A 20730-nucleotide genomic window follows, 5' to 3' on the forward strand; every position below is an offset into this window, starting at 1 on the left:
ATGACCGCATTAATGACCGCCGCCGTATTTTCAGTACTCAGCCTGAATGCCTGCGGCGGTTCGGAGAAAAGCATGAGTATTCAGGAACAAACCGAAGCAAGATTCCAGCTAAATCCCCATCCTAAACAGGCTTACCGTCTTAGAATCAAAATCAACGATGCGCCGGGGCCGTTAAAACTGATAGGTAAATTTGGGGTTGGCTATAAAGCCGAAAATTGTACGTACATCATCAATAAAATCGAAGGAGCCCCTGCAAAACCTGAAAAGAACTTACAGACCGATATCCGCCAGCTTGGGGAGTTTGAATATGAAACTGTGGTTTATGCTGACGCATTGTTGGATGAAGACTATTTCGGAGAAGGTGTCTGCCACTGGCAGCCTGAAGGCTTCGGTTTTTCGCTGAAGGCAACAGGAAGTCCTGAAGAAACAGAGTTTAATTTCAGCGATATAATGAAATATTTATTAGAAAAAAAGACGCTGACTAATTATTATTGGAAATGGTCATATCCTTATTCTAGAAAAGAAGATGGTACTCTTTACACCGATTCCGTTGATTTTGGAATTGAATCGCCCGAAATTTATAGTGCCGAAGAACATAAAGAAATGTTTACTATCACAGTAACCCTTGAGGAAATTTCATTATGAGCAAAATTACCCGACAACAACAGGCTGACCTTGCCGTAGATGCCTACAATACCCGTACAGTAACCAAAGGAAATAAAAAAATTACCATTGAAGGCAACGATTACAAAGTCTTGGCCGTCCGCAACAACCCTGTAACAGGTTATCAAGGCACGGTGTACCAAGACCTCCGAACCAAGGAAATTGTCGTTGCCCACCGAGGAACGGCAAGTGTTACGGATGGTATCATCGACCTTGCGATGGTAACCAACTGGGCAAATCTTCAGACTGCCGATGCGGAAAAACTGACGCGTATGGCAATGGATAAAGCGGAAGAGTTCCATCGTAAAAACCCCGAGTTACCCAAACCTTCCATCTCCCACGTCGGACATTCCCTCGGCGGCGCACATGTCGAAATTCAAGCCCACCGCTTCGGGCATGAAGGCGCAACCTTCAACGGCTACGGCGCGGTCGGAATGCACGGCGTTCCCAAAGGCGGCAGCACGGTAACCAACTATGTAAAAGCTGCGGATACGGTTTCCGCCGCCTCCGCACATTACGGCAAGGTTATCGTATTGGCCGGACAAGACGACATCGCGCTGTTGCAAAAATTCGGTTACAACAATCAAAGCAATACCAGAGCCTATAAAGCCGTCGGCGTAGCGGCCCGTTCTATCAAAGTTCATTCTTCCGACAACTTCGTGGGCAAAAACTCCATCCTCTCCGAACGCAATTTCAACCAGGCACTTCAACTCGCCGAATCGAATAAAAACATGATTCAGGATTACCGAGGCGATGTAGCGGTAAGTAAAGCAGCCATTTCGATTGCTGCTTTCGGCGCTGCACCGCTGGCAGAAAAAGTCCGTATCCTCAGTAACCATCCGCATAGGCAAAAAGATGAACAAGCGGAAAAAATCCAAGAAATCATCAACAGTGTACCGCCGCCGAAATCCCTGTTCGACAACAGGATGTTTATGATGCAGAACGACGGCACACGTCCCGATGCAGGGAAGGAGGCCTATGCCGACGCAGGCAAACCCGACATCAGCAAACCCTTAGTCAAAAACGCTTCTGCCAACGAATTCCGCGAATACGGTTTTGCAGCCTTGCTGTCAGATGACGATAACAAAAGGTATGCCGCTTTGGATAGCATGCTGGATTCTAATGTCGGACGCGGTTTGCGGCAAAACGTAGACAAGGTTTATGCTACGCAGGAACGCGAGCAGGAAATGGCGCGCTTGGCGGAAGAGCAGGTGCGGCAGGTTGATGCGCCTGTGATGCGGATGGGCCGCGGTTAGTAGGTTGGATAAATAAAAGCGTTAATCGATCAAAGGCTGTCTGAAACTTTCAGACGGCCTTTTGATTTGTTCCCAAACTCACAAACCCTTAAAAATCAGCTATAATGCCCAACTATTTGATTTTCGCTTATCCCATATTGAAATGGCACAAAAAATTCAATCTGTAAAAGGTATGAACGACCTTTTACCTGTCGAACAAAAAGATTTCAAACTGACGGCTGCGTTTTGGCAGGCGTTTGAAGATGCGGTCGGCCGTTGGACACGCGCTTACGGCTATCAGCAAATCCGTACGCCGATTGTCGAGCAAACCGGTTTGTTTGTCCGCTCCATCGGCGAGGAAACCGATGTGGTCGGAAAGGAAATGTACACCTTCTCCGATTCAAACGATTCTTTGAGTTTGAGCCTGCGTCCTGAAGGTACGGCTTCTTGTTTGCGTGCGGTGGTCGAACACAACCTTCTGTACAACAGCCCGCAAAAGCTGTGGTATATGGGGCCGATGTTCCGCCGCGAGCGTCCGCAAAAAGGCCGTTATCGTCAGTTCCATCAGGTCGGTATCGAAGCTTTGGGTTTTGAAGGGCCGGATATTGATGCGGAAATCATCGCGATGTCTGCCGACTTATGGGAAAAATTAGGTATTCGCGAATACCTGACTTTGGAAATCAATAGCTTGGGCAATCGTGAGGAACGAGCGGCACACCGTGCGGCATTGGTTGAATATCTGACCCGTTATGAAGATAAATTGGACGAAGACAGCAAACGCCGTCTGAAAACCAATCCTTTGCGCGTTTTGGATACGAAAAACCCTGATTTGCAGGAAATCTGCAATGCGGCACCGCGTCTGGTGGATTATTTGGGCGAGGCTTCGCAAAACCACTATGCACGCTTCAAGGCGATGTTGGACGGTTTGGGTATTCAATATGTTGAAAATCCGCGCTTGGTACGCGGTTTGGATTACTACAATCAGACGGTTTTTGAGTGGACGACCGACAAACTCGGCGCGCAAGCGACTGTGTGCGGCGGCGGCCGTTACGATGGTTTGATTGAAGAGCTTGGCGGCAAACCTGCGCCGTCTATCGGCTTTGCAATGGGTATTGAGCGCCTGCTGCTTTTGGTGAGCGAATACGGCTCTCTGGAAGTGAACGCTGCGCCTGATGTCTATGCAATGCACCAAGGCGAAGGTGCGGACTTGCAGGTGATGAAATACGCGCAAGCCTTGCGCGCTCAAGGCTTCAATGTGATGCAGCATTCCGGCTATCAGAGCCTGAAAGCGCAAATGAAAAAAGCAGACAACAGTGGCGCACGCTTTGCCCTGATTGTGGCTCAGGATGAGCTGGCAAACGGTACGGTTACCCTGAAAGATATGCAGGGCAAACACGAACAACAAACCGTTGTCACCGCTGATTTGATAGACACTTTACAACAATGGAAGAACGCATAAATGGCAGCCCATTTGGAAGAACAACAAGAGTTAGACAACTTTAAATATTTTTGGAAAAGCACCGGCCGTTGGATCTTTGCCTTGCTGATCGTGGCGGCTTTGGGGTATTTGGGTTACACCATTTACCAAGGCCAAAAAGCTTCAAAAGATCAGGAAGCCGCCGCCGTATTGGCGCAAATGGTGGAAAAGGCGCAGCAAAAAACCGACCAAAAAGCCATCAATGCCGATTTGGCCGAATTGCAAAAAAACTATCCTGATTCCATTTCGACAGCCCAAGCTACCTTGATGGTAGCGGCGACCGAGTTTGATGCCGGCCGTTATGATGTGGCGGAAGGTCATTTGAATTGGGTGCTGAAAAACCAAAACGCACCGCTGGTTCAAGCTTTGGCGGCGCAGCGTTTGGGCGTTGTCCTGTTGCAGCAGAAAAAATACGATGCCGCCATCAATGCCCTGAATACTCAGGTTGAGGCTGACTTCGAGCCTTTGATGCTGGAAACCAAAGGCGATGTTTACGTTGCCCAAAATAAAACAAAAGAAGCCGTACAAAGCTACGAAGCTGCTTTGAGCAAATTGCCGCAAACTGCCGTGGGCCGCGAATTGCTGCAAATGAAAATCGACAGCTTGAAATAAGTTTTTTTAAAATCAAGGCCGTCTGAAGTTGCCATGACTTTTCAGACGGCCTACACTTATCCTTATCAACCGTGTTTTTAAAACACCTGCTTGTGTTCCGCTCCCGATTTTAGGCGGCACTTGACACAGAAAGACTCAATCATGAAACCAACCATCGCGCTTGTCGGCCGCCCCAATGTCGGCAAATCTACTTTATTCAACCGTTTGACGCGCACCAAAGACGCGCTCGTGCATGACTTGCCCGGCCTGACGCGTGACCGCCACTACGGTCATGGCAAAGTCGGCAGCAAACCTTATTTGGTCATCGATACCGGCGGTTTTGAGCCGGTTGTGGACAGCGGCATTTTGCACGAAATGGCGAAACAGACTTTGCAGGCTGTCGATGAAGCCGATGCGGTTGTGTTTTTGGTGGACGGCCGTACCGGCTTGACCCCGCAAGACAAAATCATTGCCGACCGTTTGCGCCAAAGCCCGCGTCCTGTTTATTTGGCCGTGAATAAGGGCGAGGGCGGCAATAGGGCCGTGCTTGCCGCCGAGTTCTACGAACTTGCCCTGGGCGACCCTTATGTTATTTCAGGTGCGCACGGCGATGGCGTGTATTATCTGATTGAAGATATTTTGGAAACCTTCCCTGAGCCTGAAAAGGAAGAGGAAGAAGCGAAACATCCTGTTTTTGCTGTAATCGGCCGTCCAAATGTCGGTAAATCAACCTTGGTAAACGCCATCCTCGGCGAAGAGCGCGTGATTGCCTTCGATATGGCAGGCACGACGCGTGACAGTATCCATATCGATTTTGAACGCGACGGTAAACCGTTTACCATCATCGATACCGCAGGTGTACGCCGTCGCGGCAAAGTGGATGAGGCAGTGGAAAAGTTTTCCGTTATCAAAGCCATGCAGGCGGTTGAGGCGGCAAACGTTGCTGTTTTGGTGTTGGATGCGCAACAAGATATCGCCGACCAAGATGCGACGATTGCGGGTTTTGCTTTGGAAGCAGGCCGTGCCTTGGTGGTGGCGGTCAATAAATGGGACGGCATCAGCGAAGAGCGGCGCGAGCAAGTGAAACGAGATATCAACCGCAAACTGTATTTCCTTGATTTTGCTAAGTTCCACTTTATTTCTGCGTTGAAAGAACGCGGTATAGACGGTTTGTTTGAAAGCATTCAGGCTGCCTACAATGCGGCGATGATTAAAATGCCGACGCCGAAAATCACGCGCGTCCTGCAAAGCGCGATTGAACGTCAACAGCCGCCGCGCGCAGGTTTGGTGCGTCCGAAAATGCGTTATGCCCACCAAGGTGGCATGAATCCGCCGGTGATTGTGGTACACGGTAATTCGCTGCACGCCATTTCCGACAGCTACACGCGCTATCTGACCCAAACATTCCGCAAAGCCTTTAATCTGCAAGGCACGCCGCTCAGAATTCAATACAATGTTTCGGAAAACCCGTATGAAAATGCGGAAGACAAACCGAAGAAAAAACCGCTGCGCCGTGTCAGCCTGAGCAACCGTATCGAGAAACGCGAGGGCCGCAAGGAAGAGAAAAACCGCTTCAAGAAGAAAACCAAAGTCAGCGTGAAAAAACAATTCAGCAAATAAGCATAAAGGCCATCTGAACGATTTCAGACGGCCTTTTATGATGGAATGTAAGTTATTCATGTTTCATGATATTTATCGATTGGATTTGCCGGAATCAAAATACATAAAATCGGGATTGGGAAGGGGTGTGAAGATGAAAATGAAACAGTCGGTTTGTCGGGAATTTCCCTTATTGCTGGATTCCTAAACGGTGTGATAGAAAAAAATAGTTGGTAATTTATTCTATTCGGGGCTACAATCCCATCAAACGCCGATTTTGGCGTCTTTACAATCATAATAATGGAGCTCAAGAATATGACAGCTAAAGGACAAATGTTACAAGATCCTTTTTTGAATGCGTTGCGTAAAGAGCACGTTCCGGTTTCAATCTACTTGGTAAACGGCATCAAGCTGCAAGGCCAAGTGGAATCATTCGACCAGTACGTTGTTCTGCTGCGTAATACTTCCGTCACTCAAATGGTTTACAAACACGCTATCTCAACAATCGTTCCTGCACGCGCAGTCAGCCTGCAACACGAAAACAAACAACCTCAAGCCGCTGCCGCAGCTGCTCCGGTTCAAGTTGAGACTGTGCAGCAACCTGCCGAATAAATGATGTAACGCATTCCTGTTTTTCAATACCTTACCGCTTTTGCGGTAGGGTATTTTTATTTTCAGACGACCTTTATCATGCTGCTTGAAAACATTCTTCCCTTTGCACATTCCCTGTTACGACAAGCCTTAAAAGCAGGCGGCCGCGCTTTGGATGCGACGGCCGGAAATGGACATGATACTTTGCTGTTGGCGCAATTGGTTGGCGAAACGGGTAAGGTGTGGGCTTTTGATGTGCAATCTAAAGCACTGGCGCAGACTCAAGGCCGTCTGAAAGAAAACGGCGTAGATGGTTGGGTAGCCCTGATACATGACGGCCATGAAAACCTTTTATCTTATATCGACGAGCCTTTAGATGCCGCGGTATTTAATTTTGGTTGGCTGCCGGGCGGCGATAAAAGCTGTACGACTGAAGCGGCAAGCAGCATCCGTGCGCTGACGGATACTTTGGGTTTGCTGAAAGAGGGCGGGCTTGCCGTGGCGGTATTGTATCCGGGGCATGAAGCCGGCCGAATAGAGGCTGAGGCGATTGTGCAATGGGCGGAGGCTTTGCCGCAGGAAGCCTTTGCCGTGTTGCGCTATGGCTTTGTCAACCGCCGCAATGCGCCGCCCTATCTGCTGGCGGTTGAAAAGTTGCGTCAGAAATAGATGTTTGCGGTAAAATAGCCGCTTTCATTCCCTCTACCGACAAGAAACTGTTATGCAATACCTGTTCGTCAAATACAGCCACCAGATTTTTGTAACCATTACCATTTTGCTGTTTAATATCCGCTTTTTCATGCTTTGGCGTCATCCTGAAAAACCGTTGGCAGGCATTTGGAAAGCCATGCCGCATTTGAACGACACCATGTTGCTGTTTACCGGCTTGTGGCTGATGAAGATTACCCATTTTTCGCCGTTCAATGCGCCGTGGCTCGGCATGAAAATCCTGCTGTTGCTGGTTTATATTGTATTGGGCATGATTATGATGCGTTCGCGTCCGCGTTCGCCGAAATTTTATATCGTCTATATTTTGGCCATGTCGTGTGTTGCCACAATTGTTTTCCTTGCCAAAACCAAAACACTGCCGTTTTAAAAGAGGCCGTCTGAAATGTATCCGCATTTTGCCATTATTGCTTTGGGCAGCAATCTTGCCAATCCTGCCGAACAGGTTCGCGCCGCTTTGGCCGAATTGGCCGCGCATCCGCATATCCGGCTCGAAAAGGCTTCTTCCCTGTATCTGACTGCGCCGGTCGGCTATGACAATCAGCCTGATTTTGTGAACGCCGTGTGTGCCGTGAAAACTTCATTGGACGGCGTAGCGCTGTTGGCAGAGTTAAACCGCATCGAGGCCGAATTTGGGCGCGAGCGTAGCTTCCGTAATGCGCCGCGCACTTTGGATTTGGACATCATCGATTTTGACGGTATCCGCAGCGATGACCCGCATCTGACCTTGCCGCATCCGCGCGCGCATGAGCGCAGTTTCGTCATGTTGCCGCTGGCTGAAATTCTTCCGGATTTTGCGTTGTGCGAGCATGGCCGTGCGGCTGATTTGGCTCAGGCTTTGGGCGGGCAGGGGATTCGCCTGTTAAAAGAATAAGGGCCGTCTGAAAAACAGGCTGAAACAAGAAAGGGCGTGTTGGACACGCCTTTTTTGCTATAAAATATTGTTGGGAAACACATTACAAAGAGTTACTATGAATCCTCGTTATATTGTTGTCGAAGGCGCCATCGGTAGCGGCAAGACTGCTTTGAGCCGCCGCTTGGCAGAGCATTTCAGCGCGTTGCTGTTGTCGGAGAATCCGGATCACAATCCGTTTCTCATGAAGTTTTACAGCAATGTTTCCAATAATGGCTTGGCTGCCGAGCTTTTCTTCCTGACGCGCCGCGCTGAAAGCGTGAATATTATTGAAGATCAATGCGCGCAAGGTGGAATGGTTGTGGCTGATTTTCTGCCGGAAAAAGACCGCATTTTTACGCCCATCGTTTTGAATGATGACGAGCGGCAGCTTTTTGCCGATATAAAGCAACGCATTTTGCCGCAATACGCGGAACCCGATGTGGTAATTTATCTGCAAACCGCCGTCGAAAACAACCGCAAACGCCTGCAAAAACGTCAAGAGGGTATCATCAGCTTGTTTCCCGAAGGCTATTTGGGACGGGTGCATGACGAATACAGCCATTTCTTCCATTTGTATCAAAGCGCGCCTTTGCTGACCGTCAATGCCGATGAGTTGGATTTGGCCGGCAATGACGACCACTTCCAGCTTTTGTTGCGCGTATTGGAAGATTTTCAAGGTACGCGCAGTTATTTGAATTTAAGCGAAAAATAAACGCAGGCTAGGTTTAGGCCGTCTGAAAGGAATAATATGTCAAAATATCAATTCACACTCCCATCTTCTTCCGGCAGCGATTTTAACTCCGACGAACATTTACCGTTGGTTGTCTATTTTTATCCTAAAGACAGCACGCCCGGATGTACCACCGAAGGCTTGGATTTCAATGCCCGATTGGAACAATTCAAAGCATTGGGCTATACCGTTGTCGGCATTTCGCGCGACGGCGTGAAATCGCATCAGAATTTCTGCGCCAAACAGGGCTTCCAGTTTGAATTGTTGAGCGACAAAGAAGAAACCGTCTGCAAACTGTTTGACGTGATCAAGCTGAAAAAGCTTTACGGCAAAGAATCCCTCGGCATTGAGCGCAGCACGTTTGTGCTGGACAAAAACGGCGAAATCGCCCATGAGTGGCGCAAAGTCAAAGTGGCCGGACACGCGCAGGAAGTTTTGGATACAATCTCTCAAGCCTCTTAATAGGGCTTTGAAAACCTAAGGCCGTCTGAACGGATGTAAAGCCATGCCGTTCAGACGGCCTTTCAATCAGTTTGATGAATATGGACGATTTAATAGACAAGTTGCTTGAATCCCTTTGGCTGCAAGACCGGCTCAGCCACAATACGCTGCAAAGTTACCGCCGTGATTTGGTCAAAATCGCTGCGCGTTTGGCCGAGGGCGGGCAGGATTGGTTGAGTGCCGATGAGTTTGCCCTGTCTGATGCCGTGTATGCGGAGGGGGAAAAAAACACGTCCCAAGCGCGGGCCTTGTCAGCTTGCAAGCGTATGTACGGCTGGTTGGAAGAGACAGGCCAAAGAGCAGACAATCCCACCCGTTTTCTCAAAGCGCCGAAATCGGAACGCAAACTGCCCACGCTGATTACTGAAGCCCAAATCGATGCGTTGCTGGCTGCACCGGATGTGGAAACGCCGCATGGACTGCGCGACAAAGCCTTGCTTGAAGTCATGTATGCAACAGGTTTGCGCGTGACCGAAGCTGTCAAATTGACGCTCAGCGATATCGATTTACATCGCGGCAGTATCCGTACCATAGGCAAAGGCGATAAATTGCGTCTGGTTCCGTTGGGACAGGAAGCGGCATATTGGGTGGAACGCTATTGCAACGAATCGCGCCCGTTGTTACTAAAAAACAAAATCTGCGACGAAGTGTTTGTCAGCCAGAAACGCAGCGGCATCAGCCGTCAGCTTGCATGGATGATAGTCAAAGAATATGCCGAAGCGGCCGGTATTGCTTCGCTCAGTCCGCACGGTTTGCGCCATGCTTTTGCCACACATTTGGTCAATCACGGCGTTGATTTGCGCTCGGTCCAGATGATGTTGGGACATTCCGACATCAATACCACGCAGATTTATACCCATGTGGCCAATATCCGTTTGAAAAACATGGTTGACGAACATCATTCCCGTTCATAAATAAAGGCGGCATCTCGAAGATGCCGCCTTTTGTTATCGTGGCCGTCTGAACGGTTGTAAAGTTTACTATTTATAAAATAACAATCAAAATACAAATTTGCATAGAAAAATTTCAAAACAAAAGGACAGCGCCAATATTGCAATGCAAACCGTTTTTATTTATATTTACGTTCAAGAATAAATCCTACTCTCAATTACAGAGGGTAACAAAATTATTGGAGCACATCATGTTTGTCTGCATCTGCAACGCCATTACTGACCACGACATCAAAGAGACCATCGCCGCCGGTGCAACCACCATGAGCGATTTGCAGGCTCAATTGGGCGTGGCAACTTGTTGCGGTTGCTGCGGCGAATTGGCTGCATCGTTTCTGACTGCGAGCAGTGCCCAAAATACCGTGACTGCCGGTATCAACGTTCAGTCTTAATTCAGAATACACATAAAGGCCGTCTGAAGGCGTTATCTCACGCCTATTCAGACGGCCTTTGTCATGCCTGTATGGTTTGGCGGCATTTTGCTATACAATGGCCGCTTTTGTCCCTCCGAGAGTAACCATCATGAAACTAACCTTGATGTTTCGGGAATATTGCAGCCTGTGCCACAAAATGCGCGAACAATTAAAGCCTTATCAGGAGCAGTTCGGATTTGGGCTGGATATTGTTGATGTTGATGAAGATCCGGTTTTAGAGGAAAAGTACAATGAGCTGGTGCCTGTTTTGCTGGATAGCGATACCGAAATCTGCCATTGGTTTTTGGACGAAGAAAAACTGAAAGCGCATTTGAGCGCGTAACAAACCATTGACCATATTGCCTTTCAGACGGCCTTCGGCTGTTTATGCCGTCTGAACCTTGATTTTATTATGACTGAAAAACTTTCTCCCGATGCGCTGATTGAAGCGGCGCTGTTGACGCAAGTCGAACCCTTAAACGAAAAAGCCATGCGCGAATTGTGCGTGCCGCCGTTGTCGCAAGACAAGCTGATTGATGTGTTGGCGCAATTGAAGGCTCGCTGGCAGGATAGGGCTTTGCAATTGGTGCATACCCATGAGGGCTGGCGTTTTCAAATTGCCCAAGCCGCATTTGAACGGCTGGGCAGCCTGCAAGAGCAGCGCGCGCCACGTTATTCCCGCGCCGTGATGGAAACGCTGGCGATTATTGCCTATCAGCAACCGGTAACGCGTGGCGATATCGAAGGCATACGCGGCGTGGCGGTGTCGCAAAATGTGATGCAAACCTTGCAGGATAGGGGCTGGATTGAAGTCATCGGCCACCGTGATTCTGTCGGCCGTCCGGCATTGTGGGCGACCACGGCAACATTCTTAAGCGATTTGCGCTTGGAAAGTTTGGAAGAATTGCCGCCGCTGACTGAATTGGGCGAGCTGGTGTTGCCTGATTTAATGGAAACGCCGCCGACAGGCGATGAGGAAGCTGAAGAAGCAGTCGAATCAGGAAGTAGATTGATTAATTGATTTAAATGTAAAGGCCGTCTGAAACAATCGTGTTTCAGACGGCCTTTATTGTTGTGTAACATTATGATTTTAAATAAAATTTTCGTTTAATTTTGTAACTTATTGATTTTGTGATATAATTTAAAAATTATTAGAATAAATATCTCTCATTCTGTAATAGTTTGAGAAGGCATACGGAAACGTTTCCCTCTTTATCAATCGGCAGCCCGTTTGTTCTTCAAATATGCGCTGTATCAACTACGGAACCGATATGAAATTCAAACAATTCATTCAAAACAAATCTTCTTTCAACCCAAGCGTGGTCGGTATTACGCTTTTCTTCGTCCTTTTGCTTTTGTCAGCTGCTTTGGTTTGGCCTCAAAATACTGAAGCTTTGTTAAATGCAATGAAGCAGTTTATCTTTCAAAATGTCAGCTGGTTTTATATTCTGACTTTCTCTGTATTCCTTATTTTCTTATTGGCGCTTCCCATCAGCAGCCTCGGCAGTATCAGGTTGGGTACAAACGAGGACGAACCTGAGTTTTCGTTTTTATCATGGTTGGCTATGCTGTTTGCAGCCGGTATGGGCGTGGGCTTGATGTTTTTCGGGGTGGCCGAGCCTTTATCGCATTTCTCTTCCCCGATTGCCAAAGGCAATGCGCAAGAGGCGATTCTGCATACGGTGTTCCACTGGGGGATTCATGCCTGGGCAATCTACGGAATCATTGCGCTTGCCTTGGCGTATTTCGGTTTCCGCTATAAATTGCCGCTGGCGTTGCGCTCCTGTTTTTATCCGATTTTAAAAGACAAAATCAACGGCAAAATGGGCGATGCCATCGATGTGATGGCTTTGATTGCGACTTTGTTCGGTATTATCACAACCTTGGGCTTTGGCGCGACACAAATGGGTTCCGGTTTGCTGAAGATGGGCTGGGTGCAGGACAACAGCTATGTCTTGCAGGTCGGCATCATCGTCGTTGTGATGGCGGTTGCCATATTTTCCGCAACTTCGGGCGTGGGCAAAGGCGTCAAAATTTTGAGTGAAACCAACTTGGTATTGGCACTGGCTTTGATGCTGTTTGTCTTGTTGAGTATGCCGACGACGTATTTGATTTTTGCATTCAGCGACAATTTGGGCACTTATTTGAGTAACTTCGTTTCGTTCAGCTTTAAGTCATATACCTACGAGCCTGAGCATACAAAATGGTTTACCGGCTGGACGGTGTTGTATTGGGCTTGGTGGTGTTCGTGGTCGCCTTTTGTCGGTTTGTTCATTGCCCGAATTTCACGAGGCAGGACCATCCGCGAATTTATTTTTGGCGTATTGGCAGTGCCTAGCCTGATGAGTATTTTGTGGTTTACTGTATTTGGCAATTCGGCCTTGTGGCTGGACACGCATGTGGCAAACGGCGCGTTGTCTGCCTTGACCAACGAGCCTGAAAAACTGTTGTTTGCCTTTTTGAATTATTTGCCATGGCCGGTTGTCAGCAGCTTGGTGGCATTGCTGGTGATTGCGCTGTTTTTTATCACTTCTGCCGACTCAGGCATTTATGTACTGAACAATATTGCTTCGCGCGATAAAGGGCTGGCTTCGCCCAAGTGGCAATCGGTTATGTGGGGGGTGTTGATTTCGGCTGTGGCTATTGTGTTGTTGGGTGCCGGCGGTTTGCCTATTTTGCAAACCATGACCCTGATTGCGTCTCTGCCGTTTGCGGTGTTGATGATTTTTATGATGGTTTCTTTGTGGAAAGCCCTGAACAACGATGCCAACTATTTTGCAACCGCCGTCAATCCGAGCAGTATTTTCTGGTCGGGCGATCATTGGAGGGAACGCCTTGGCCAAATGATGAATCAGACGCAGGAAGTCGATATCATCAAATTTATGAAAAATACGGCGCTTCCGGCAATGCAGGAATTGAAAAACGAATTGACTCAAAAATACAATATGGACGTAGAAATCCGTTGTCTGTTGCAACAGGATGAGCCGTCGGTGGAGCTGGTGGTGCATAAAGGGACGGTAAGGGATTTTGTCTATGGGATTAAATCCGTAAAGCGGGAAATTACCGACCAGTTGATTCGTGAAGACAGCCTGCCTCATTTCAAATATGCGGCAACGTTCATACCGTTGACGTATTTCTCGGATGGGCGCGATGGATACGATGTGCAATATATGACGCAAAAAGAATTGATTGCCGATATGCTCAAGCAGTATGAGCGTTATCTGAACCTGCTTGCCGGAGTAGGGCAGGAATTGATGGGGCATGAACAAGTAGAACTGGCAGAATAAAGCAAATTTAGGCCGTCTGAACATGTAGCAATATTCAGACGGCCTTTTTATTGCCTGCTTAAAAAATAATTTGTTTAAAATAAATATCTTAGATAAATTATAAGAAAAATCTGATTCAAACTACAAAAAATCTTAGTTATAATCAGCATATCTAAAGCTATTCCGCATAAGCGCGGGTGATTTACTAAGGAATACTACAATGCTGTTGGCACTTTCTTTGCGAGATTTTGTCATTGTTGAAAACCTAAATCTTGATTTTCAAAACGGCTTTACCGTTTTAACGGGCGAAACCGGCGCAGGCAAATCGATTACTCTGGATGCGATTGGCCTGTTGTTGGGCGATAAAGCCGATTACAGCCAAGTGCGCAACGGCGCCAAAGAGGCACAGTTGTCGGCTTTGTTTGACATCAGCGGTTTGCCCGAACTGAAAGCGCAGCTGCAGGAGCAAGGCCTTTTGGAAGAAGATGCTGAAGAGCTCAGCATCCGCCGTATTATCGATGCCAAGGGTAAAAGCCGCAGTTATATCAATAATCAGGCAGCAACGCTGGCGCAGTTGAAAGCCATCGGCGAGCAGTTAATCGATATTCACGGCCAAAACGCCCATCATTCGCTGAATCAAGAATCTGCGCAACGCGAGTTGTTGGACGCATTTGCCGGCAGCAAAGAGCAGGCAGAAACGGTCAAACAGCTTTATCAAAATTGGGTCAATGCGAAAAAAGCCCTGCAAGAAGCACAAGAGCAGGCAGAAACCATGGCTATCGAGCGCGAGCGTTTGGAATGGCAGTTTAATGAATTGAACCAATTGGAGCTCAAACCCAACGAATGGGAAACCTTAAGCCAAAGCCACGACAGCCTGGCGCATTCGGCCGAGTTGCTGCAAACCGCCGAGCAGGTGGGCGAAAGCATAGACGGCGACAACGGCATCCAACGTCAAATCTACCAATGCCAAAAACTGCTGGGCAATCTGCAAAACATTGAACCGCGCTTTGCCGAAAGCCTGAATATGTTGGCAAGTATTGAAGCCGAGTTGGGGGAAATCAGTTCCAATATGCGCGATGTGGCCGGCCGCAGCGATATCGATCCGAATGAATTGGCCGCACAAGAAAGCCGTATGGGCGAATTGATGAGCATGGCGCGCAAATACCGCATTGAGCCGGAAGAGCTGCCGCAAAAGTTGGCAGAAATTGACGAGCGCCTGCAAAACCTGCAAGCGGCCGCTGATTTGGAAACCTTGGAAAATACGGTTGCGCGCAATCTTGCCGAATACCACGAAGCCGCGCATATCCTCTCCGCCATGCGCCATCAGGCGGCCGGCCGTTTGGGCGAAGAAACAACCGAGCATATGCAGCATTTGGCCATGAAGGGCGCACGTTTTGACATCGTCTTGTTGCCGTCTTCGCCGACCGCGCATGGTCTGGAGCAGGTGCAATTCCAAGTGGCGGCAAATAAAGGCAATCCGTCCCGTCCTTTGAACAAAGTGGCTTCCGGCGGCGAGTTGGCGCGTATCAGCTTGGCTTTGCAAGTGGTTGCCAGCCAATACACGCAAGTGCCAACATTGATTTTTGACGAAGTGGATACCGGTATCGGTGGCGGCGTCGCCGAAATGGTCGGTAAAGCTTTGCGTGCCTTGGGTAAAAAACATCAAGTCTTGGCGGTAACCCATCTTCCTCAAGTCGCCTCTTGCGGTGAAAACCATTGGCAAGTGCGCAAACATAGCGAAGGCGAACAAACCGTCAGCGAAATCAGCGTATTGGATCATCATCAGCGCATTGAGGAAATCGCGCGTATGTTGGGCGGCGAAATCATTACCGACACCACACGCAGCCATGCTGCCGAACTCTTGCATCTGGCCGCCGCTTAAAAGCCTTAAGGCCGTCTGAAAATGAAATTCAGACGGCCTTTTCCGTATTTTGCGCCCTTTCAGACAAGCAGAATACAAGGTATGATTATAGCGTCTGTTTACAAGGAAATTTTGATGAAAGTCCTGTTTATCGCCGATCCGATGGCAAGTTTTAAAACCTATAAAGATACTACTTACGCCATGATGCGTGAAATGGCAAAGCGCGGTTGGCAGCTTTTTCATACCTTGAGCGGAGAATTGTCCGTCCGTGAAGGCTGGGTAGTGGCTCAGGCGGCGGCATTTGAGTTTGTCGGTGCGAAGAACGATGACGATCACGAATGGTTTAAAGCAGAGGCAAAAGTTCATACGGCCTTAAAAGATTTTGATGCGGTCATTATGCGCACTGATCCGCCGTTTGATATGCAATATTTGTACGCAACCCAATTTTTGACATTGGCACAGCAGCAGGGCGCAAAAGTATTTAACAGCGGACAAGCAATGCGCGATTTCAATGAGAAATTGGCTATTTTGAACTTCAGCCAGTTCACCGCCCCCACTTTGGTAACCACGCGTTCTGCCGATGTCCGTGCCTTTTTGAAAGAACACGGCGACATCATCATCAAACCGTTGGACGGCATGGGCGGTATGGGCATTTTCCGCCTGACCGAATCCGACCCCAATATCGGCAGTATCCTTGAAACCCTGATGCAGCTTGATTCACGCACCATCATGGCACAACGCTATATTCCTGAAATCGTACATGGCGACAAGCGCATTTTGATTATCGGCGGGGAAGTTGTTCCGTATGCTTTGGCGCGTATTCCGCAAAACGGCGAAACGCGCGGCAACTTGGCTGCCGGCGGCCGCGGCGTGGCGCAGGAATTGAGCGAGCGCGACCGTGAAATTGCAGAAACCCTGGCGCCTGAATTGAAGCGCCGCGGCATCTTGTTGGCAGGTTTGGATGTCATCGGCAGCAACCTGACCGAAGTCAACGTAACCAGCCCGACCGGTTTCCAAGAAATCATGAAGCAAAAAGATTTCGACGTTGCCGCCATGTTCGCAGATGCCGTGGCATCTTGGGCAAAACAATAAACCCAAAGTCCGTCTGAAAATTGACCCGACCGTTTCTTTTCAGACGGCCTTTTTATGTTGAGAATATGATGGAACCATCTTCCTACGCATCTGAAAAAAAAGGTAAAAACGGCATTAAGCGCATCATCAATGCGTTCGGTTATTCCAAAGACGGACTGGCTGCCGCGTACCGTTATGAAAGCGCATTTCGCCAAGTTTTTTGGTTGAACCTGATTTTAATTGTCTTGGCCTTATTCCTTGATTTCGGACCGGCCATCAAAATGGTGCTTGTTGCCGCATCGTTTATTTCATTGATTACCGAATTGTTTAATACCGCCGTCGAAGCAGCCGTTGACCATACCTCTACTGAAAAACATGAGCTGGCCAAGCGTGCCAAAGATGCCGGCTCAGCCGCGCAATTGATGGCTTTGTTCATGTTATTTATTGTTTGGATTATTGCATTAACTGCTTAAAAATGTGGTAATATAGTAATTCGTTAGGATTAGATAGTATTAATTAATCTATATCAAAGTTTTCAGACGGCCTTTGGTTGTAAGATGAAGGCTGTATATCCCAGCCATTTGGCAAACACAAGGAGCAAAACATGAAAAAATTAATGGCAACCCTGATTCTGGCAGGCTTGGCAACTTCCGTATCTGCAGCCGGTATCCATATTGAAGACGGTTGGGCGCGTGCCACTGTCGAAGGTATGAAAATGGGTGGCGCATTCATGAAAATCCAAAACGATGAAGCCAAACAGGACTTCTTGGTAGGCGGCAGCAGCCCTGTTGCAGAACGCGTTGAAGTACATACCCATATTAACGATAACGGCGTTATGCGTATGCGTGAAGTTAAAGGCGGCGTGCCTTTGGCTGCAAAAGGCGTAACCGAGCTGAAACCGGGCAGCTACCACGTTATGTTCATGGGTCTGAAAAAACAATTGAAAGAAGGCGAAAAAGTGCCTGTAACCCTGAAATTCAAAAACGCCAAACCTCAAACTGTCGAGCTGGAAGTGAAAACCGCGCCTAAAGCTGAAATGCAGCACGACCACGGCGCACACGGTGGCGCACATCAGCACTAATTGCTTGAATTTGCATATAAAGGCCGTCTGAAAGTCATTGGGCTTGCAGACGGCCTTTTCTGTCGTCAAATCAAAATGTGCTAAAATCACGCTTTAAAAAATGTATTTGAAACCCACATTCTGCTCATGAATACTCACAACACACCAGCAAACATCATCGTCGGCCTTTCCGGCGGCGTCGATTCCTCCGTTACCGCGGCCCTGCTCAAACAGCAAGGCCATCAAATCAGCGGCGTGTTCATGCAGAACTGGGAAGATGACGACAACGACGAATATTGCAGCATCAAACAAGATTCCTTCGATGCCATTGCCGTTGCCGACATCATCGGCATCGACATCGACATCGTCAATTTCGCCGCACAATACAAAGACAACGTATTTGCCTATTTCCTCAAAGAATACAGCGCAGGCCGCACGCCGAATCCGGATGTATTGTGTAATGCCGAAATCAAATTCAAATGCTTTTTGGACTACGCCATCGAGCAGGGCGCCGATACCATTGCCACCGGACACTATGCCCGTAAAGAAGTTCGCAACGGCGTGCATTACCTGCTCAAAGGCTTGGATCAAAATAAAGACCAAAGCTATTTCCTATACCGTCTCAAGCCTTTCCAACTCGAGCGCGCGATTTTCCCATTGGGTGAGTTGGAGAAGCCTGAAGTCCGCCGTCTTGCCGAAGAATTCAAATTACCGACTGCAACCAAAAAAGACAGTACCGGCATCTGCTTTATCGGCGAACGCCCGTTCCGCGAGTTTTTGCAAAAATACCTGCCGACCAATAATGGCAAAATGGTGACCCCTGAAGGCAAAGTAGTCGGCGAACACGTCGGCTTGATGTTTTACACGCTGGGCCAACGTAAAGGCTTGGGCATCGGCGGTGCAGGCGAGCCATGGTTTGTTGCGGCCAAGGATTTGACCAAAAACGAACTGATTGTCGTCCAAGGACATGACCATCCTTTGCTTTATACGCAAAGCCTGATGATGAACGATTTGAGCTTCACATTGCCCGAACGTCCGAAAGAAGGCCGCTATACCTGCAAAACGCGCTACCGTATGGCTGACGCGCCTTGTACGTTGCGTTACTTGGATGATGAAACCATTGAGCTTATCTTTGATGAGCCGCAGTGGGCAGTAACCCCAGGCCAATCTGCGGTACTGTACGACGGCGATGTGTGCTTGGGCGGCGGTATCATCATGTCCACCGACAAGCCTGTTATTATTACTGCTTAACACAAGGGCCGTCTGAAAACGAAGCGGCGGATTAAATCAAGCCTTTCAGACGGCCTCCATTCTAAAAACGACTAAAACAAAGACTGAATCAACATGGAAAAACTCTGGCTCAAAAGCTACGAAAAAGGCGTCAATGCCGAAATCGACATCACGCAATACAGCTCTATCAGCGACGTATTCCGTCAAAGCGTCGAAAAATTCGCGGATAAACCGGCTTTTCAAAACATGGGCAAAACGCTGACTTATGCCGAAGTAGGCAAGTTGGCAACGGATTTTGCATCTTATCTGCAAAACGTATTGAAACTGCCGCGCGGTGAGCGCGTGGCGATTATGATGCCGAACGTTTTGCAATATCCGATTGCGCTTTTCGGTATTTTGCAGGCCGGTTTGGTGGCAGTGAATACCAATCCGCTTTATACGCCGCGCGAGTTGGAGCATCAGTTGAAAGACAGTGGCGCGACAACGATTGTCGTGTTGGAGAACTTTGCCAATACGCTGGAGCTGGTGTTGCCGCGTACACAAATCAAACATGTGATTGTCGCATCGGTCGGTGAAATGTTCGGTATGATTAAAGGCGCGTTGATGAACTTCGTCATCCGCAAAGTGAAAAAAATGGTGCCGGAATACCGTATTCCCAATACCGTGACTTTTCAGACGGCCTTGAAGCAAGGTGCGGCAAATACGTTCAAGCCAGTCGAATTGACGCGCGATGACACAGCCTTATTGCAATATACAGGCGGCACGACCGGTTTGGCGAAAGGCGCCGTTCTCAGCCACGGCAATATCTGCGCCAATATGTTGCAGGCAAAAGAATGGATTAAAAACAGCCTGCGCGAAGGCGAAGAAACGGTTATTGCCGCGTTGCCGCTTTATCATATCTTTGCCTTGACGGTGAACCTGATGATTTTTGCGAATACCGGTTCCAAAATCATCCTGATTACCAACCCGCGCGACATGAAGGGGTTTATCGGCGAATTGAAAAAAGAGCCGATCAGCGTGTTCATCGGTGTGAATACCCTGTTTAATGCGATGGTCAACCGTCCGGATTTTGCCGAAGTCGATTTTTCCCGTTTGAAGCTGACTTTGGGCGGCGGTATGGCAACGCAAAAAGCCGTGGCGGAAAAATGGAAAAAAATCACCGGTACGCCGATTGTGGAAGCTTACGGTTTGACCGAAGCCAGCCCGGGCGTATGTTGCAATCCTTTGAATATCGAGGCTTACAGCGGCGGTATCGGTTTGCCGGTTCCTTCGACCGAAGTCGAATTACGCGATGCGGACGGCAAAGAAGTGCCTATCGGACAGCCGGGTGAATTGTGGGTGCGCGGCCCGCAAGTGATGAAAGGCTATTGGAACCGTCCGGAAGAAACCGCCAAAGCAATCGATGCACGCGGCTTTTTGGAGACCGGCGATATTGCCGTGATGGATGAAAAAGGCTGGCTGAAGCTGGTGGACCGCAAAAAAGATTTGATTGTGGTATCCGGTTTCAATGTGTATCCGAACGAAATCGAAGAAGTGGTGGCCAGCAACGACAAAGTCTTGGAAGTCGCCTGTATCGGCGTGGCAAGCGAAAAAACCGGCGAAGCGATTAAAGTTTTCGTCGTACGCAAAGACCCGTCTTTGACCAAGGAAGAACTGATCGATTTCTGCCGCAAAGAACTGACGGCGTATAAAGTGCCGAAAGACATCGAATTCCGCGACGAGTTGCCAAAATCCAACGTCGGCAAAATCCTGCGCCGTGAGCTGCGCTGATATATAGAATCAGTATGATAAGGCCGTCTGAAAACGCTGTTTTCAGACGGCCTGAAGCTTTTGCCGTTTGCCAGAATATGCTGCTTCAAGTTAAAATCATA

Annotated in this window: 22 protein-coding genes; all 22 read left to right on the forward strand. The window is 48.5% G+C overall.

Going from position 1 to position 20730, the window contains the following annotated elements:
• The coding region (locus HMPREF2661_RS08535; protein WP_283140444.1) for a hypothetical protein at window positions 1-645 on the forward strand (645 nt) is incomplete at its 5' end.
• Window positions 642-1919, forward strand: coding sequence for an alpha/beta hydrolase family protein (locus HMPREF2661_RS08540; protein WP_070823376.1), 1278 nt, complete (start codon window positions 642-644; stop codon window positions 1917-1919). The genes HMPREF2661_RS08535 and HMPREF2661_RS08540, both read left to right, overlap by 4 nt.
• Before the next feature lie 142 nt (window positions 1920-2061).
• Complete coding sequence (hisS, locus tag HMPREF2661_RS08545) at window positions 2062-3357, forward strand: histidine--tRNA ligase (RefSeq protein WP_070823403.1); 1296 nt, start codon at window positions 2062-2064, stop codon at window positions 3355-3357.
• On the forward strand, window positions 3358-3987 hold the full coding sequence (locus HMPREF2661_RS08550; protein WP_070823378.1) for a YfgM family protein: 630 nt from the start codon (window positions 3358-3360) through the stop codon (window positions 3985-3987). It abuts the gene before it with no gap.
• Window positions 3988-4128: 141 nt separating this feature from the next.
• Window positions 4129-5586 carry a ribosome biogenesis GTPase Der gene (der, locus tag HMPREF2661_RS08555; protein ID WP_036491802.1) on the forward strand — a complete coding sequence of 486 codons (1458 nt, stop codon included), beginning with the start codon at window positions 4129-4131 and terminating at the stop codon, window positions 5584-5586.
• Window positions 5587-5880: 294 nt separating this feature from the next.
• Window positions 5881-6177, forward strand: coding sequence for an RNA chaperone Hfq (hfq, locus tag HMPREF2661_RS08560; RefSeq protein ID WP_036493792.1), 297 nt, complete (start codon window positions 5881-5883; stop codon window positions 6175-6177).
• 78 nt (window positions 6178-6255) lie between these two features.
• Window positions 6256-6825, forward strand: coding sequence for a tRNA 5-(aminomethyl)-2-thiouridylate-methyltransferase MnmM (locus tag HMPREF2661_RS08565; RefSeq protein WP_049322721.1), 570 nt, complete (start codon window positions 6256-6258; stop codon window positions 6823-6825).
• A 52-nt stretch (window positions 6826-6877) separates the two neighbouring features.
• A complete protein-coding gene (locus HMPREF2661_RS08570) occupies window positions 6878-7252 on the forward strand; it encodes a SirB2 family protein (protein ID WP_036491806.1) in 375 nt (124 codons plus the stop codon).
• Between the two features lie 15 nt (window positions 7253-7267).
• The gene (gene folK / locus HMPREF2661_RS08575; RefSeq protein WP_070823379.1) at window positions 7268-7756 is read left to right on the forward strand and encodes a 2-amino-4-hydroxy-6-hydroxymethyldihydropteridine diphosphokinase; all 489 of its coding nucleotides are present in this window, start codon (window positions 7268-7270) and stop codon (window positions 7754-7756) included.
• Between the two features lie 97 nt (window positions 7757-7853).
• A complete protein-coding gene (locus tag HMPREF2661_RS08580; RefSeq protein ID WP_049322723.1) occupies window positions 7854-8489 on the forward strand; it encodes a deoxynucleoside kinase in 636 nt (211 codons plus the stop codon).
• Window positions 8490-8525: 36 nt separating this feature from the next.
• On the forward strand, window positions 8526-8969 hold the full coding sequence (locus HMPREF2661_RS08585; protein ID WP_049322724.1) for a peroxiredoxin: 444 nt from the start codon (window positions 8526-8528) through the stop codon (window positions 8967-8969).
• An 80-nt stretch (window positions 8970-9049) separates the two neighbouring features.
• Window positions 9050-9922 carry a site-specific tyrosine recombinase XerD gene (xerD, locus tag HMPREF2661_RS08590; RefSeq protein WP_049322725.1) on the forward strand — a complete coding sequence of 291 codons (873 nt, stop codon included), beginning with the start codon at window positions 9050-9052 and terminating at the stop codon, window positions 9920-9922.
• 227 nt (window positions 9923-10149) lie between these two features.
• Entirely contained in the window at window positions 10150-10350 is a 201-nt protein-coding gene (locus tag HMPREF2661_RS08595; RefSeq protein ID WP_003681978.1) for a (2Fe-2S)-binding protein, read from the forward strand.
• Between the two features lie 130 nt (window positions 10351-10480).
• Entirely contained in the window at window positions 10481-10714 is a 234-nt protein-coding gene (locus HMPREF2661_RS08600) for a glutaredoxin family protein (protein WP_049322726.1), read from the forward strand.
• Window positions 10715-10783: 69 nt separating this feature from the next.
• Window positions 10784-11392, forward strand: coding sequence for an SMC-Scp complex subunit ScpB (locus HMPREF2661_RS08605; protein ID WP_070823381.1), 609 nt, complete (start codon window positions 10784-10786; stop codon window positions 11390-11392).
• Window positions 11393-11642: 250 nt separating this feature from the next.
• Window positions 11643-13658 (forward strand): BCCT family transporter, encoded by a 2016-nt coding sequence (locus HMPREF2661_RS08610; RefSeq protein ID WP_049322728.1) that lies wholly within the window; start codon window positions 11643-11645, stop codon window positions 13656-13658.
• Between the two features lie 199 nt (window positions 13659-13857).
• Window positions 13858-15519, forward strand: coding sequence for a DNA repair protein RecN (recN, locus tag HMPREF2661_RS08615; protein WP_070823383.1), 1662 nt, complete (start codon window positions 13858-13860; stop codon window positions 15517-15519).
• 114 nt (window positions 15520-15633) lie between these two features.
• Entirely contained in the window at window positions 15634-16590 is a 957-nt protein-coding gene (gene gshB / locus HMPREF2661_RS08620) for a glutathione synthase (RefSeq protein ID WP_070823385.1), read from the forward strand.
• A 68-nt stretch (window positions 16591-16658) separates the two neighbouring features.
• Window positions 16659-17042 (forward strand): diacylglycerol kinase, encoded by a 384-nt coding sequence (locus tag HMPREF2661_RS08625; protein ID WP_049322731.1) that lies wholly within the window; start codon window positions 16659-16661, stop codon window positions 17040-17042.
• A 131-nt stretch (window positions 17043-17173) separates the two neighbouring features.
• Window positions 17174-17650 carry a copper chaperone PCu(A)C gene (locus HMPREF2661_RS08630; protein WP_004519448.1) on the forward strand — a complete coding sequence of 159 codons (477 nt, stop codon included), beginning with the start codon at window positions 17174-17176 and terminating at the stop codon, window positions 17648-17650.
• 126 nt (window positions 17651-17776) lie between these two features.
• On the forward strand, window positions 17777-18880 hold the full coding sequence (gene mnmA / locus HMPREF2661_RS08635; protein WP_049322732.1) for a tRNA 2-thiouridine(34) synthase MnmA: 1104 nt from the start codon (window positions 17777-17779) through the stop codon (window positions 18878-18880).
• 93 nt (window positions 18881-18973) lie between these two features.
• Complete coding sequence (locus HMPREF2661_RS08640; protein ID WP_049322733.1) at window positions 18974-20629, forward strand: AMP-binding protein; 1656 nt, start codon at window positions 18974-18976, stop codon at window positions 20627-20629.
• The last annotated feature ends 101 nt before the right edge of the window (window positions 20630-20730 follow it).

The sequence above is a fragment of the Neisseria sp. HMSC061B04 genome, from assembly GCF_001836705.1.
Taxonomy (GTDB): Bacteria; Pseudomonadota; Gammaproteobacteria; order Burkholderiales; family Neisseriaceae; genus Neisseria.